Genomic DNA, 16263 nt, shown 5'->3' on the forward strand with positions numbered 1-16263 from the left:
TACCATGCCAACGTCGCATCCTGTCGTCACTTTCGCTCTGCTCATCGTTTGTGCGACCCTCTCGCTGGCTGGGACCGATCTCATCTTGCCGGCTGTGCCCCAATTGCCGGGCATCTTCGCCACCAACGAGGCGACGGCGCAGTTGGTGCTCGCCGCCTATGTCGGCGGCAGTGGAGTTGGCCTGCTCCTGTTCGGACGGCTGGCCGACCGGTTCAGGCGCGTGACCTTGCTTGCGTCGTCGCTGGCGGCGTTCGCGATTGCTTCCATGGGCTGCGCCTTTTCGCCTGCCATCGGCGTGCTTATCGTGTTGCGGTTTGTGCAAGGCGCCGCGTCCGCGGCAGCTCCGGTGTTTGGTCCCGGCATCATCCGGCAGTTGTTCGGCGACAAGGCCGGTGTGCGCGCGATCGGATTTCTCGGCAGCGTCGAGTCGCTGGTGCCTGCGCTGGCGCCCATCCTGGGCGCAGTCCTGCTTGCCCATTTCGGATGGCAGTCTTCCTTCGCGCTGCTCTGCGCGCTGGCTTCGATCGCCGCCATTCTCATCCTGGTGCTCGGGCTGCCGCGTGAGGAGCCGGGTTCCGGTGCTGGCGGCAGCTACGCGCAGTTGCTGGGCGACCGCGTCTTCATGCGCTATGCGCTAAGTCAGGCCATGACGCTCGGCGGCCTCATCACCTTTGTGTTCGGCGCCCCGACCATCATCGTCGATACGATGGGCGGCACACTTACGGACTTCGTCATCATGCAGGTGATCAACGTTGCCGCATTCATCGTGGCGGCCAATTCCACGGCGCGGATCGCCGAACGCTTCGGTACCGAGAACATCATCCTGCTGGGCACGGCGATGGCGGCCGCCAGCGCGCTCGCCCTGCTCGGCTACGGCCTGGCTGGCGGCGCCGACAGCATGCTGCTGCCGGTGCTGCTCCTACCCATGACGGTCGGCCTGGGGCTGCGAGGCCCGCTTGGCTTCTATCGGGGGGTCGTGGCCTCCGGCAGCAACAATGCCCGGGGATCGGCGCTAATCGTGTTCTTCATCTTCATGATGACCACGCTGGGTACGGTCGCCGCGGCGCCGATGATCACCAAGGGATTGCCGGCGCTCGCGCTTGTGGTGAGCGCCATCCACCTTTTGTCGGTGGCGTTGCTGCTGTTGCTCCCCAAAATGCGGGAGGAGCCCATGGACGGGCGGTAGCGGCCGTCCTGCGGCGTGCCAGAAACTAGGCGGGCAGGCCGGGGCGGTCGAGCTTCTTCGGCGACAGGGTGAAGATCTCGCATCCCGCGTCGGTTACGCCGACGGTGTGCTCGTACTGCGCCGACAGCGAGCGGTCACGGGTTACGGCGGTCCAGCCATCCGACAGGACCTTCACGTGCGGCCGGCCGAGATTGATCATCGGCTCGATGGTGAAGATCATGCCCGGCCGCATTTCCACGCCTTCATTGGCGTTGCCGTAGTGAAGGATGTTGGGCGCGTCGTGGAAGAGCTGGCCGACGCCATGGCCGCAGAAATCGCGCACCACCGAGCAGCGCTCCGCCTCGGCATAAGTCTGGATGGCCGCGCCGATGGCGCCGGTGCGGGCACCCGGCCTGACAGCGGCGATGCCGCGCATCAAGCACTCATGCGTGACCTCGAGCAGGCGCTCCGCCGCCCGCTTGATGGTGCCGACGGGATACATGCGCGAGGAATCGCCGTGCCAGCCGTCGAGGATGAAGGTGACGTCGATGTTGACGATGTCGCCATCCTTCAGCGGCTTGTTGTCGGGAATGCCGTGACACACGACATGGTTGATCGATGTGCAGGACGACTTCGTGTAGCCGCGATAGTTGAGCGTCGCCGGCAACGCGCCGTGATCCATGCCGAATTCGAAGACGAAGCGGTCGATCGTGTCGGTGGTGACGCCGGGGGCGACCATCGGCACCAACTCGTCCAGGCAGCGCGCGGTCAGGTCGCATGCCTTGCGCATGCCGGCAAAGCCTTCCTCGCCATAGAGGCGGATCTGACCGGTGTTTCTGAGGGGAGCCGTCGCGGCGTCTAGATAGGTGACCATTTTGTCCGTGTGGAAGTGAAGCGATGCAAGCATGCGGATGTCGTCAGATTTGGCACTTGGGGGCGAAAGGTTCAAGAAAGAACTGTCCGATCTGGCTCAAGCCGGCGAGATATTCCCATTCCGAGGGCGATTTTCGCCGGTTTTGGATGGTTTGCTTTCCTTTCCGGCCACCATGCGTTAGGTCGGGTGATGTTCTGGAGATCGCGCCCGCACCCCACGGTCCAGCGCGTCGGATCGCTTGAAGCGCGGCTGACGGCCGCCTGCTCGTGCCTGATGGGCATGGTGCTGCTGGCAATGCTGTGTCTTGGCCGGCCGGACGTGCCGACCTTCGCGGATCCCGCGCAAAGCGGCGCCAGCGTCGGCGTGGAGCGGTCGGGCGAAGTCGCGGCGCTGCTGCGGGTCACCAACAAGGCTCAGGCGCTCGAGGCTCGCGCCGCGCGGCCGATGCTGGCCAAGTTCGCCGGCGGCCATCCGGCCCTGCCGGTCGAGCAAGCTGATTTCTTCTGGTTCGTTCCATCATCGCCGGTGGCGTTCGTTGCCGGCCATCGCGCGATCCGCGCTCCGGACACGGGCGCGAACCAGCCACGTGCGCCGCCGTCCTCGCCGGCTTGAGCGGCTCAAGACCGCGCATTTCACCATCATACCCATGCATTCGCGTCGCACCCTTGCGGCGGCTTTCCGCCGCGCATTGGCGGCTTGGCGCGTCATTTTCGGATTATTGCAATGCAACGTATCAAAACACTCAAAAGCCTGTCGCGTGCGGCCTCGGCCGCCTCGTTTCTCTCCATCAAGGCGATCATCTGCATCGGAACTGTCTACTGGGCGGTCGCGGAGTCACTCTATCTGTCCGGTACCGGAGCGCTGGTCCTTGGCGTCCTGTTCGCGTTGCCGACAGCCTATGTCCTGCTCGTCGTGGTGCGCATGGCTTTCGACGCGGAGACTGACCCGGCCAACCAATAGTGAGCAGCACACGATGGAAAATCTGCCGGACTGCTTGGCGCCGGCAGGTTTCCTTGTTCAAGGGGTGATGGTTCCGCAGTGACGACACATTTCCTTGGCACAAACGATCCAAAGCAACTTTTGACAACGAACGGCGTTGCTTGGGCGACGCTGGTTCGGGAGATGTCGGATGGACAGATTGCAATTCGAAGTGCCGGTACGCATCGCGCCGGGCGCCGGCTTGCCCGTGGAAGAAATCTACAGCGTCGAGCAGGCGCTCGATTTTCTCCAGGACTGGTCGGCGCGCCGGCAGGGACCGGTATACCAGAAGGCGTTCAACGCCTGCTTCGGCGCCACGGTCGACGTGGTCAAGACGGAAGATGCCTGCCGGGCATTCATGGCATTCTGCCGTGTCGCTGGGTTGATGGCCGACGATATGATGGCGCCGCGCAAGCGTGGCGGAGAGGCAAGGGCACTGCAAGCCTGAGGATTGCATCACCTTTCCCGATCAATCGATCCGGCGTCCACCCAGCAATCTGGTGTGCGATAGCGCATCGATCCCGGCGTTAAGCTTCCGTTTCCACCTTCGCCGCTACGCCATTGCTTGTTGGGCAATGGTTGATTCGTTGCGTCAGGTTCAGGGTTTGGAAGATGTCCCCAGAAAAAGTCCGTGCGTTCCCGATCGACCGTCAGTTATTCTTGGTCAGGGAAGTTGCTGCCAAGCTCGGCAACCTGCACGGCGAGTCCGCCACCTCGTTCTGGAAGGCCAAAGCGGCGGAGTTGCTCGATGCCGTAGTAGGATCGGGCAAGGATAGAGCATCAGCAAGCGATGAAGTACGCAGGTTTTTCCTGGCCGTGCAAAGAGAATTGTTGACCGAAATTCTCATTGAGCCGGTGCCAGTTCTTTCTGCTTGAAGCAGGCTTTGCTCTATACTTTACACTGGTTTACTCCAATAGTGCGTAAGCTAGGCGCGATTGCTGGAATTTTTGTGTCGGCAGCGCAACATCTTTCCTAAATTACATCACCTCAATTCTCGGGAGTGCCCTCTCGCTAATGCAATCTGATAGGTTGCATTAGCAAGGGATGATTCGTGCCTGATGGCTCGGATCGGGGGGTGGTCATGGCTCGTGTCTGGGAGAGGGCGGTCGAATCTCGCGGCGTGTCCGCGCGGTTGAATAAGGGATTTCCGGGATTTTCCGGTTTTCTGGCATTCGCGGCCATCATGGCGCTGATGCTGTTCGTCGGCTCGACCGGTCCCGCGCAGGCTGCCTGTAGCGCTGCCAGCGGCAATGTTGAAAATTGTACCGGCGCGCCGCCCCCAGACATCAGCTACACCGCACCCGGCGTCACGACGCTGAACGTAAATACGCTGACGATCGATCCCAGCCGCATATCCCTGACCGGCACGGGCGCGGCGCCCTCCGATCCTGCCGCGGGCGTACAGCACTACACCTGCAGCAGCAATGACCCCGCGCGGTGTACGATAACGCCCGCGAAGCCTGCAAGCGGCAACGATCCCGCGACCCCCGAAACCTGCGCCGGCCCAGATTGTGTGGCGCCGCCGACCAAAGCTGCTGGTGGCCCTTCAGGCACTGCGGGTCCGACACTTCAAGTCAATTACAATCAGCCCGCAGCCGACATAAACACACCCAACAGCGGAGCGGTGATCGCCACCGGTACAATTGGTGTGCTCGGTGCCTCTAACGGCAGTCGTGGCGGCGGTGGTAGCGACGGCTATGTCTTTTCTGATGGTGGCGATGGCCACAATGGTGCCGATGGCGGCGCTGTCACCGTCAATGTCGACGGGGCTGTCCAGACGGACAACAGTTGCGCGTCGAACGCGCCTTGCCCCAGCGCTGGCATTGTGGCGAGCAGCGTTGGCGGCGACGGTGGTAATGGCGGCAGTGCCTACGGCATTACAGGCAGCGCCGGTAAGGGCGGTTTGGGTGGCGTCGGCGGCAGTGCCACCGTCAATTTCACCGGTGGCAGCGTCGAAACCCTTGGTGATTATTCCGCCGGCGTCGTTGCAATCAGTCAGGGCGGTCACGGCGGCAATGGCGGCGGAGGCGGCAGCCTCGTCTTCAATCCAGGTGGCGGCAACGCGGCTGGCAGCGGCGGCAACGCCAATGTCGTTACTGGTGCCGGTACGACGATCACCACCATTGGCGTCTATTCGCACGGTATCGTTGCCCAGTCGATCGGCGGCGGCGGCGGCGGCAGCTCCGGCGGTTTCGGCCTGTTCTCTTCTTCCGGCGGCAGTGGCGGTAATGGCGGCAATGGTGGCGTCGTCACGGTTACCAACAATGGCAATGTCACGACCTGGGGCAACAATTCTCAGGGCATCCTCGCACAGACGATCGGCGGCGGCGGTGGCGATGGCGGCTCGAACTTCGGTCTCTTTGCGTCGGGCGGCAGCGGCAGCCTCGGCGGCAATGGCGGCCCTGCGGATGTCGTGACGGTCGGCGTCACCAATTCCGGTACGATCGTCACCCACGGTCAGCAATCGAACGGCATCCTGGCGCAGTCGATCGGCGGCGGCGGCGGCAATGGCGGCAATTCGGGCGGTCTGGTGGCGCTTGGCGGCAGTGGATCTTCCACGACCAATGGCGGCATCGTCGAGGTGACGAATACCTCTACTGGCTCGATCAGCACCTATGGCAAGCAGTCCGCCGGTATTTTCGCTCAGTCTGTCGGCGGTGGCGGCGGCAATGGCGGTAGCGCCGGCGGCCTGTTCACGGCTGGCGGATCGGGTGGCGCCGGTGGCGATGGCGCGCGGGTAACGGTGACCAACGCCGGCGATATAGAAACCGGAATAAATGGTCCCGGTTCCGTCAGTTCCGCCGGTATTTTCGCTCAGTCTGTCGGCGGCGGCGGCGGCAATGGCGGCGGCGCCTTTTCCGGAAGTGTCGGTTTCAGCGTTGCGCTGGGCGGCTCCGGCGCTCCCGGTGGCGACGCCGGCGTGGTGCAGGTGCTGCGCGACGACCAGAATACAGCCTATTCGATCATCACCCATGGCGACAATTCCGACGCCGTCTTCGCGCAATCGGTCGGCGGCGGCGGCGGCAATGGCGGCTTTTCCGTTTCCGTTGCTGCTGGCGCGGTTGCCCTCGCGATGGGTGGAACGGCCGGCGATGGCGGCGTTGGCAAGGCCGTGACCGTCCAGACGGCAGGTACGCTCACCACCTCTGGCGACGGCTCGCGAGGCATTTTCGCGCAGTCGATCGGCGGTGGCGGCGGCAATGGTGGCGCGGCCATCGCGATCGCCGCCAACAGCACCGGCTTTGCCGCCGCGATCGGCATTGGCGGCTCCGGCGGCAAAGGCGGCGCATCGGATGTCGTCACCGTGTCGAGCCTGAGCGACATTTCGACCATGGGCGACAATGCCGGCGGTATCGTCGCGCAGTCGATCGGCGGCGGCGGCGGCAATGGCGGCTATTCGATCGGCGGCGCCATTGGCGGCATCGGACTTGCCGTCAACATCGGCGGCAAGGGGGCGAGCGGCGGCGCCGGCGAGGACGTGATCGTCGGCAGTTCCGGTTCGATCCACACGCAAGGCGACAATTCGGTCGGCATTCTCGCGCAATCGATCGGCGGTGGCGGCGGCAATGGCGGCTTTACCGTTTCGGCCTCCATCGGCGCGGCGTCGGCAAGTATCGGGCTCGGCGGCGCCGGCTCCGTGGGCAGCAACGCCGGCGACGTGACCGTCAATGCCGACGGCGCCGGTCACACGATTACCAAGGCCGGCTATGCCGGCACGTGGAATTTGATCACCGAAGGCAAGAACGCGGCCGGCATCCAGGCTGAAAGCATTGGCGGCGGCGGCGGCAATGGCGGCTTTTCCGGTAGCCTGGCGCTCGGCGGAGTTGCCAGTGGCGGCGTCAGCCTCGGCGGCAGCGGCAAGGGCGGCGGCGACGCCGCTACAGTTACCGTCAACAATGGCAAGAAGGACAATAACGGCGTCATAACGCAGAACAGCATCCTGACCATCGACGACAACTCGATCGGCATCCTGGCGCAGTCGATCGGCGGTGGCGGCGGCAATGGCGGTTTCGCCATCGCACTGAGCGGCTCGGGCTCCTATGAGGGGGCGGGCGGCGCGGCGGCGGTGTCGGTCGGCGGCAGCGGCTCCACCGGCGGCATCGGCGAGGACGTGACCGTCACCAACTACGGCAACATCACCACCTACGGCAAGCAGTCTGCCGGTATCCTGGCCCAGTCACTGGGCGGCGGCGGCGGCAATGGCGGCTTCAGCATCGGCGCCAGCTTCACCACAGGCGCGGTCGGCGTTGGCGTGGCGGTTGGAGGCAGCGGCGGCAAAGGGCAATCGGCCGGACCGGTCACGGTCATTTCCACCGGCAATATCGAGACGCATGGCGACCAATCGGCGGGCATCATGGCGCAATCGGTCGGCGGCGGCGGCGGCAATGGCGGTTTTGCCGGCGCCGGAGCCATCACGCTGCAAGGTGTCAGTGCCGCTGTCGGCCTTGGTGGCAATGGTGCCGGAGGTGGCGACGCCAAGACGGTCAAGGTCACGTCGACCGGCGACATCAAGACCTATGGCGACCAGTCGATCGGCATCCTGGCGCAGTCGGTGGGCGGCGGCGGCGGCAATGGCGGTTCCAGCGTTGCGCTGGCGATCGGACAACAGGCGGGTGTCGCTGTCGGCCTTGGCGGCAAGGGCGGGGCGGCTGGCGCCGGCCTCGACGTCACGGTTGTCTCGACAGGTAACATCTCGACCGGTGCCGGCTTCACCGCAGGAGGTGTACGCGGCACTGGTGCTGCCGGCATCCTGGCGCAATCGGTTGGCGGTGGCGGCGGCAATGGCGGCTTCGGCGGCTCGCTTGGCGGCGGCAAGTCGGTCGCGGTCGGGGTCTCGCTCGGCGGCGATGGCGCTGGCGGTGGCGATGCCGACATCGTCAAGGTGACAAGCACCGGCAACATCTCGACCAATTTCGACAATTCGTCCGGCATCATTGCCCAGTCGATCGGCGGTGGCGGCGGCAACGGCGGATTCAGCCTGGCTTTCGCGGGTGCTATCGGCGACCCGGCAAGCGCGACAGGGTCGGTGGCCATTGGCGGCACGGGTGGCATCGGCGGTATCGCCAAGGACGTGACGGTGACCAGCACTGGCACGATCACCACGACGGGCAAGTTCTCCAACGGCATCCTGGCGCAATCGATCGGCGGCGGCGGCGGCAATGGCGGCTTTGCCATCTCGGGTTCCGCGACGACAGGCAATGCCGGCATCGGCGTTGGTGTCGGCGGTTCCGGCGCCGGCGGCTCGATCGCCGGGAAAGTCATCGTAAACAGCTACAGCCTCGTCGACACCAACGGAAACCCGGTGCTGCAGGCGCCGCCTGCAAACACCGTTTCAATCTGGACGCAGGGCGACAATTCGTCCGGCATTTTCGCGCAGTCGGTTGGCGGCGGCGGCGGTTCGGGCGGCTTCGCCGGCAGCCTTGGCGTCGGGCTCGGCGGCGGCGGCCTGGGGGTCAGCATCGGCGGCGGTGCGGGATCCGGCTCGAATGCCGATACGGTCACCGTAACCAGCTACAACAACATCCTGACGGGAGGAACGGATTCCTTCGGCATCCTGGCCCAGTCGGTCGGCGGCGGCGGCGGCAATGGCGGCTTTGCCATTGCGTTGAGCGGCAGCCAGAACGGCATCGCGGGCAGCGTCGCCGTTGGCGGCAAAGGCTCGAGCGGCGGCAATGCCGATGTCGTGACTGTTACCAGTACAGGCAACATCAAGACCACCGGCGACGGTTCCCATGCAATCTTCGCGCAGTCCGTCGGCGGTGGTGGCGGCAATGGCGGCTTCGCGGTTTCGGGCACTCTATCGGAAGGCGCGAGCCTCGGCATCGGCATCGGCGGTAATGGCGACAATGGCGGCGACGCCAAGTCGGTCACGGTTACGTCGACTGGCGACCTGAGGACAGAAGGCCTGAAGGCCGATGGTATCCTGGCGCAATCAGTCGGCGGTGGTGGCGGCAATGGCGGCTTCACCGGCGTGCTCGCTATCGCGCTCGATGGCGGTGCGGTGGGCGTCGGCGTCGGTGGCACCGGCAAGGGCGGTGGCAATGCCGACACGGTCACGGTCACCTCGACAGGCAATATCGTGACGCTCAAGAACGGCTCGAACGGCATCCTCGCCCAATCTGTCGGCGGTGGCGGCGGCAATGGCGGCGCTGCCGTGACTGCGACCGGTGCCGGAAAGCAGGCAAGCGCCGCCGTATCGGTTGGCGGCAGCGGCGGTGGCGGCGGTACCTCGAAACTGGTCACGGTCAACAATTTCGGCACCATCGATACGACTGGCGACAAGGCCAACGGCATTCTGGCGCAATCGATCGGCGGCGGCGGCGGCACCGGCGGCTTCGCCATCGCTGGCGATTTGCAGGTGGATGGCGCCGGCGGCGCCACAGTGGCGCTTGGCGGTGGCGGCGGCACCGGCCAGGATGGCGGCCCCGTCATCGTCAACAGCAATGTCGGCACCACGCTCACCAACAACATCGCGACCATCCACACGGTTGGCGGCGATTCCAACGGTATCTTCGCCCAGTCGGTCGGCGGCGGCGGCGGCGATGGCGGCTTTTCCGGTGCGATTACGGTCACCGGCCAGAACGCCAAGGCCGCTGCCGCGGTTTCCATCGGTGGCTCCGGCGCGGGCTCGGGCGACGGCAAGACCGTCAACGTTACCTCCGTCGACAATATCCTGACCGAAGGCGACGGCTCGAACGGCATACTGGCGCAATCGGTCGGCGGTGGCGGCGGCAATGGCGGCTTCGCCTTCGCGGCGACGATCAAGGGCTCGCTTGGCAAGAACCAGAGCAAGAATGGCTCGGTGTCGGTATCGCTGGGCGGCGGCGCTGGTTCCGGCGGCGATGCTGAAAAGGTCACCGTGGATTCCACGGGTATCATCCAGACCGGCGGCGACAAGGCCTTTGGTGTCCTGGCACAGTCGATCGGCGGCGGCGGCGGCAATGGCGGCCTCAGTGTGGCCGCGGCCCTCAATCTTGGCGAGGATGGCAATCAGATCACGGTTGCTGTCGGCGGCGAGGGCGGCGGCGGCGGCGCGGGGGGTGAAGTGCTGCTGACCCGCCATGGAGCGACCATCACCACCGGCGATCAGTCGGTTGGCTTGTTCGCGCAGTCGGTCGGCGGCAGCGGCGGCAATGGCGGCATGTCGATATCAGGCGCGATCGCCGGCACCGATGGCAAGACCTTGTCGGCGAGTGTTGGCGGTTACGGCGGCGCCGGCACCAACAGCAGCAAGGTGACGATCGATAACACCGGCGCCATATCGACCTATGGCGTCGAATCGCACGCCATCCAGGCGCAGTCCATCGGCGGCGGCGGCGGTAATGGCGGTATGGCGGTCTCGGGCGTGATCGGCTCGCTCGGCAATGGCAAGAATTTGAACGTTGGCGTCACGGTCGGCGGCCTTGGGGGCGACGGAGCCATCGCCGGCGATGTGTTCGTCACCAATCACGGCCTGCTGCAGACCGGCCTGCTCGCGCCCGGCCAGACCGTGACTACCGGCGACGGCGCCTACGGCATCTTTGCGCAGTCGATCGGTGGTGGCGGTGGCAATGGCGGCAATGCCATCACCGGCGTACTGGGCGTCAACGGCAACGCCGACGGCACCCAGGTCAATGTCAGCGTCGCGGTAGGCGGCGCTGCAGGCAACGGCAATACGGGTGGCAACGTCACGATCAGGCAGTATGGCGGCATCGAAACCCACGGCACGGGCGCGTTCGGCATCCTGGCGCAATCGATCGGTGGCGGCGGCGGCACTGGCGGCCGCGCCAATTCGATCTCCCTTCAGCTCGGCGCCAAATGCACGCTTCCCGGTGTCTGCCCACCCGCGGGCGGGAAGCCGGGCTGGAACCTTCAGGCGACGGTCGGCGGCGCGGGCGGAACCGGCAACGACGCCCAGACCGTCGATGTCGGCAATTATGATTTCATCGTAACGCATGGTGACAAGTCGTCGGGCATCGTCGCCCAGTCGATCGGCGGCGGCGGCGGTATCGGCGGCGACGCCTATATGGGTCTGGGCGGTCTTTTCGATAATCCGATCGAAGTCGATCCAACCCTGATCCTAAAGCCGCTGGGAACTGCGAGCATCAAGCGCTCGGTCGCAATCGCCATCGGCGGCAATGGCGCCGGCGGCGGCGACGGCGGCACCGTCATCGTCACCAATGAAGGTGCGATCCAGACAAACGGCAGCAAGTCCGATGGCATCCACGCGCAGTCGATCGGCGGTGGTGGCGGCGATGGCGGCGACGGTCAGGCCGGCGCGCTTGGCACCGTCGGCATTGGCGGCCGGGGCGCCGCTGCCGGCAATGGCGGCTCGGTCACCGTCACCAACGGCAAGAACGATGGTGTCGCCAACAACGGCGTCTACAGCCAGGCAAACACCTACATAATCGAGACGTCCGGCACATCGCCGACACCTCCGATAGATGCCCCTCCGAATGCTGATCCCGAAGAAGGTTATTCCGCCGGCATCTTCGCGCAGTCGGTCGGCGGCGGCGGCGGCACGGGCGGTGGTGCAGGCGGCCTGCTGTCGCTCGGTGGCTCAGGAAAGGCTGGGGGCACTGGCGGTGAGGTCACCGTGAACAATTACGGCGGCATCCTTACCCATGCGGATGATTCCGTTGGTATTTTCGCGCAGTCGGTCGGTGGCGGCGGTGGCGCTGGCGGTTCGCTTGGCATCAGCGCGATCGCCGTGGGCGGCGCGGGTGGCTCCAGTGGCGATGGCGGCATTGTCACGGTCACCAACAAGGCCGTGATCACGACGCACGGCATTGATTCCTACGCGATCCAGGCCCAGTCGGTCGGCGGTGGTGGCGGTTCTGGTGGCGGCAAGAATGGCGGCATCACCGGCTCGATCCCGGCCCTTGTCTCGATCGGCGGCAAAGGCGGCGCGAGCGGCACCGGCGGAACCGTCACCGTTACCAACAGCAGCACCCTGCACACCTATGGCGCCGGCGCCGATGGCATCAACGCCCAGTCGATCGGCGGTGGCGGTGGCTCCGGCGGCCGCGCGATAGGCTTTGTTGCGGTCGGCGGCCGCGGCGGCGATGTCGACGACGGCGGTGTCGGCTACGATCCAAACGACCCGAACAACGTCAAGGGCGGCAGCCATGGCGGGGGCGGTGCGGTCAACGTCTACAACAATCCCGGCGGCAACATCATCGTCGAAGGCGTCGGCGCGCATGGCATTTTCGCCCAGTCGGTCGGCGGCGGCGGCGGCTCCGGCGGCGGCGGCATTGGCGCCAGCATCGTGCCGACTTCGGTCGGTGTTGGCGGCAATGGTGGCAGTTCCGGCGATGGCGGTGTGGTTACCGTCGAAAACCATGGCAAGATCACCGCCATAGCCGACGCCTCGGTGGCGATCTTCGCCGAATCGATCGGCGGCGGCGGCGGCACCGGGGCCATGAGCATTGCCGCGGCGCTCAGCCCGGGGGCCGCGACATTCGGCGTCGGCGGCGACGGCGGCGCGAATGGCAAGGGCGGCAATGTTAACGTCACCAACTTTGGCGATGGCCTTATCTACACCAAGGGCTTCGGTTCCACCGGCATCATGGCGCAGTCGGTCGGCGGCGGCGGCGGCAGTGGTGGTGCGAGCTATTCGGTGGCCGGCGGCGCGCCCGGCTTCTCGCTCGCGCTCGGCGGCAAGGGCGCGGCCGGCGGCGACGGTGGCGTGGTTACCGTCATCAACAATGGCGTCATGCAGCTCGATGGCGACAATTCGGTCGCGATCTTCGCACAGTCGGTCGGTGGTGGTGGCGGTAAAGGCGGCACCGCGATTGCCGCGACCATCGGCCCGCCGGTGTTCATCGGCGGCGACACGGGCGTGACCGGCAAGGGCGGCGACGTCACAGTCACCAACACCGGGCAGATCGTGCTCAAGGGCAACGGCTCCGTCGGCATCTTCGCGCAATCGGTCGGTGGCGGCGGCGGCGTGATGACGGCCGGCACCGACGGCATCATCCAGGCTGTCAGTGGCGGCAAGGGCGACGGCGGCGTCGTGACCATCAACAGCAATGTCGCGATGCTGATCACCGGCGACAATTCGGTTGGTGTGTTCGGCCAGAGCATTGGCGGCGGCGGCGGCGTCGGCGGCTTTTCCGGTAACTATCTCGGCCTCGATCAGGCACCGGCCGCAAGCAGCATGATGATGGCCATGGTCGCCGCACCGCAAGGGTTCATGGGCAGCGCCGGCGGCGCCGGGCTTGGCGGCGACGTCACGTTCGAGCAAAAGGCCGACCTCTATGTCACGGGCAAGAATTCCTCCGCGCTGATGGAGCAGAGCTCCGGCGGCAGCGGCAACATCGCCGACAATGGCGATATCAACGTCACCATCGACAAGGATATCCTTATTTTGGGCGGCTCGGGCGCCGGTGCCGGTGTCACCTATCTGGACGGCAGGAACAACGTTCTGAACAACAACGGCTATGTCGGCGCGGTTACCGGAGACGATGGCTGTATCCCGGGCGGCGTGGACACGAACTGCGTGCGCAAGATCGATGGCTATGCCATGCGCGGCGGCGTCGGCAACGACACGTATAACAATTTCAAGGACACGATGGGCTCGATCGCGCTTGGCGCCGGCCAGAACGCCTTCAACAACGAGAAGGGCGCCATCTACCGGATGGGCGACACGGTCGACCTCGGCGCGACGGGGGAGTTCACCAATGATGGCTATGTCGCGCCGGGCGATCTCAATCGCGTGATGACGACCTATGTGAACGGCAACTGGACGCAGTCGGCGACCGGCACTTATCTGCTCGACCTTGATCTCGATCCGGAGGCCGACCAGATCAACATCACCGGCACGGCCTCTCTCAATGGCGTGGTCAGTCTCAACATCATGGAGCCGGGCGCGGCAAAGCCTGGGACACAGGAGTATCTGATCCTGCACGCCGATCAGGGCGTGACCAACCACGATCTGGTGCTCGATTCGATCCCGAGCGCGGTCGCGCAGTATCAACTGCTCTATCCCAATTCGGATGATGTCGTGCTCAATGTCGACATCAACTTCGCCCGCTCCGGCCTCACCCAAAATCAGACCTCGGTCGGCAACGCGGTCAATGCCATTCAGACCGACCTGACCTCGCCGGCCTTCACCAAGATCGCCGAGGCTCTGTTCTACATCCCGACACTGGGCCAACTCGGAGCTGTCTACGATTCGATCTCGGGCGAGGGCGTCAGCGGCGTCGAGCAGCCGCAGTTCGATGCCTACGACACATTCCTGGCGTCGATGAACCGGCAGGCGAATTTCTGGCGCACCGGCTTGGGCACCGGTCCGTCCGATCGCTCCGTGACGCCGCAGGCCTATGACGAGCCGGCGCCGAAGAAGGATCCGTTCAAGGCCATGCAGCCGGACGAACGGCGCTGGAGCTACTGGGCAACGGCTGGCGGCAATTCCGGTCAGCTGAGTGGCGATGCCATCGTCGGCAGCGCCCAGAATGTCTACCAGGGCGGCAGCTTCGCGGTCGGCCTGGATTCCGCGGGCAATCCCGATGTGCTGATGGGCTTCGCGCTTGGCGGCGCCGCTGCCTCCTTCGACGTCGCCGACCGCCAGACCTACGGCAACATCATCGGCGCCCAGGCTGGCGCCTATGTTGCCCGCAAATGGGATGATTTCTACATCAATGGCGGACTGGCGTTTGGCCTCTACAACAACAATGTTCATCGCGCCGCGTCCGTGCCCGGCTCCAACGCGCCGCTCAATCCCGTGCCCGGCGTTTCGACGGAGAACTGGCGCAGCAACTTCCTGAGCGCCGGCTTCGGCGCCAATGTCGAGGCAGGCTGGCGGCAGCAGGTGGGGCAGGGCGCCATCACCCCGTTCGCCGCGCTGCAGTTCTCATTCCTGTCGATGGACGGCTTCGACGAGACGTCGATCGGCGGAAACTCGCTCGGGCTCAGTTTCGATCAGCGCGTCATAACCTCGCTGCCGGTCTCGCTCGGCCTCCAGCTGGATACGACGATAGGGGTCGGCGACGGCCAGTCGCTGCAGGCCTGGGGTCGCGCGGCCTGGGTGCATGAGTTCGAACCGGATCGCTCGGTCCGGCCGAGCTTCCAGGCAGCGCCCGGCTATTCCTTCGTGATCCAGGGTGCCGCGGCGGCAGAGAATGCGGTTGCCGTCAATGCCGGCCTGAAGATGAACTGGAGCAACAACACCGCCATGTTTGCAGCCTTCGACGGCAAGTTCGGCGACGGCGTGCAGACCTATGGCGGCAATGTCGGCCTGAAGGTGAACTGGTAGGGGCATCACTTGGAAATCGGCGGCTTGGGCAAGATGCGTCCGAAGCCGTCGAGAACCTTCAGTTGCCGCCGCGTCGCGGCGTGACCTCGCCGATTCTTTTCCGTCGACGCGACCGGACAATCGTCTCACGAAATTCCCCGAATTGTTCTATGGAAGGGAAAACCGACCCGGATCACGCCGATGAAATTTGTCGAGACCTTCCATCTCTACCCGTTCCTGGACACGACCGTAAGTCTCGCCGCGGCGTTCATTCTTGGCACGCTGATTGGCGCCGAGCGCCAGTATCGACAGCGTACGGCGGGCCTGCGCACCAACGTGCTGGTGGCCGTGGGCGCGGCCGCCTTTGTCGATCTGGCGCAGCGCATCGCCGGTTCGACCGAGGCGGTGCGCGTCATTTCCTACGTGGTCTCCGGCATAGGCTTCCTGGGCGCCGGCGTGATCATGAAGGAAGGCATGAACGTGCGCGGCCTGAACACGGCCGCGACCCTCTGGTGCTCGGCCGCCGTTGGCGCGTGCGCCGGTACCGACATGGTCGCCGAAGCCGCCTTGCTCACCGTCTTCGTGCTCGCCGGCAACACGCTGCTCAGGCCGCTCGTCAACATGATCAACCGCATTCCCATAGACGACAGGGCAACGGAGGCGACCTACGAGGTCAGCGTCATATCCAGCCGCGAGGCGATGCCGCAGCTGCGGGATCTGCTCGTGGAGCGGCTGGAACTGGCAAATTACCCGGTCAGCGACGTGGTCGTCGCCGATCGTGGCGACGACACGGTGGAAATCGTGGCCACGCTGGTCTCGACCGCGGTTGATCCGCATGAGATCGAGGCCGTGACGGACTATCTGGAACAGCAAAAGCACGTTTCCAACGCGAGTTGGGACGGCAGCACCAAGGACTGAGTTCCGCGTCGCCATTCCCAGGGCGAAGTTGTCGAGATCCGGCGCTCGTCCACATGCCATTCCAGCCAGGTGCCTGTCACGTGGACAGCTTCAATTCTGTCGCCGGTCGGTGA

At 65.3% G+C, this 16263-nt stretch carries 8 protein-coding genes; 7 read left to right on the plus strand and 1 reads right to left on the minus strand.

Annotated features, from left to right (window positions below; genetic code table 11):
• Positions 1–4 precede the first annotated feature (4 nt).
• A complete protein-coding gene (locus FFS37_RS10705) occupies positions 5–1186 on the plus strand; it encodes an MFS transporter (protein WP_137930923.1) in 1182 nt (393 codons plus the stop codon).
• Positions 1187–1211: 25 nt separating this feature from the next.
• Here the strand turns inward: FFS37_RS10705 and map are convergent, their stop codons facing one another.
• On the minus strand, positions 1212–2039 hold the full coding sequence (gene map / locus FFS37_RS10710; protein WP_137931225.1) for a type I methionyl aminopeptidase: 828 nt from the start codon (positions 2037–2039) through the stop codon (positions 1212–1214).
• Positions 2040–2228: 189 nt separating this feature from the next.
• On the opposite strand from map, the gene FFS37_RS10715 reads away from it, so the two are divergent.
• The 6 genes from FFS37_RS10715 to FFS37_RS10745 all read left to right on the plus strand — a co-directional run bounded on the left by FFS37_RS10715 (position 2229) and on the right by FFS37_RS10745 (position 16150).
• The gene (locus tag FFS37_RS10715) at positions 2229–2651 is read left to right on the plus strand and encodes a hypothetical protein (protein WP_137930924.1); all 423 of its coding nucleotides are present in this window, start codon (positions 2229–2231) and stop codon (positions 2649–2651) included.
• Positions 2652–2762: 111 nt separating this feature from the next.
• Positions 2763–2999, plus strand: coding sequence for a hypothetical protein (locus FFS37_RS10720; RefSeq protein WP_137930925.1), 237 nt, complete (start codon positions 2763–2765; stop codon positions 2997–2999).
• 169 nt (positions 3000–3168) lie between these two features.
• Positions 3169–3465, plus strand: coding sequence for a DUF982 domain-containing protein (locus FFS37_RS10725; protein ID WP_137930926.1), 297 nt, complete (start codon positions 3169–3171; stop codon positions 3463–3465).
• Between the two features lie 164 nt (positions 3466–3629).
• Complete coding sequence (locus tag FFS37_RS10730; protein ID WP_137930927.1) at positions 3630–3893, plus strand: DUF6074 family protein; 264 nt, start codon at positions 3630–3632, stop codon at positions 3891–3893.
• A gap of 206 nt (positions 3894–4099) precedes the next feature.
• Positions 4100–15253: a hypothetical protein gene (locus tag FFS37_RS35735; protein ID WP_171026240.1), complete on the plus strand. Its 11154-nt coding sequence runs from the start codon at positions 4100–4102 to the stop codon at positions 15251–15253.
• Between the two features lie 180 nt (positions 15254–15433).
• Positions 15434–16150: an MgtC/SapB family protein gene (locus FFS37_RS10745; RefSeq protein WP_137930929.1), complete on the plus strand. Its 717-nt coding sequence runs from the start codon at positions 15434–15436 to the stop codon at positions 16148–16150.
• Positions 16151–16263: the final 113 nt, after the last annotated feature.

This window comes from Mesorhizobium comanense (genome assembly GCF_005503535.1).
GTDB lineage: Bacteria > Pseudomonadota > Alphaproteobacteria > Rhizobiales > Rhizobiaceae > Mesorhizobium > Mesorhizobium comanense.

Coding starts and splice junctions, on each gene's coding strand:
- map (WP_137931225.1), bottom strand. CDS start 2,039: ATGGTCACCTATCTAGACGCCGCGACGGCTCCCCTCAGAAACACCGGT.
- FFS37_RS10705 (WP_137930923.1), top strand. CDS start 5: ATGCCAACGTCGCATCCTGTCGTCACTTTCGCTCTGCTCATCGTTTGT.
- FFS37_RS10725 (WP_137930926.1), top strand. CDS start 3,169: ATGGACAGATTGCAATTCGAAGTGCCGGTACGCATCGCGCCGGGCGCC.
- FFS37_RS35735 (WP_171026240.1), top strand. CDS start 4,100: ATGGCTCGTGTCTGGGAGAGGGCGGTCGAATCTCGCGGCGTGTCCGCG.
- FFS37_RS10715 (WP_137930924.1), top strand. CDS start 2,229: ATGTTCTGGAGATCGCGCCCGCACCCCACGGTCCAGCGCGTCGGATCG.
- FFS37_RS10745 (WP_137930929.1), top strand. CDS start 15,434: ATGAAATTTGTCGAGACCTTCCATCTCTACCCGTTCCTGGACACGACC.
- FFS37_RS10730 (WP_137930927.1), top strand. CDS start 3,630: ATGTCCCCAGAAAAAGTCCGTGCGTTCCCGATCGACCGTCAGTTATTC.
- FFS37_RS10720 (WP_137930925.1), top strand. CDS start 2,763: ATGCAACGTATCAAAACACTCAAAAGCCTGTCGCGTGCGGCCTCGGCC.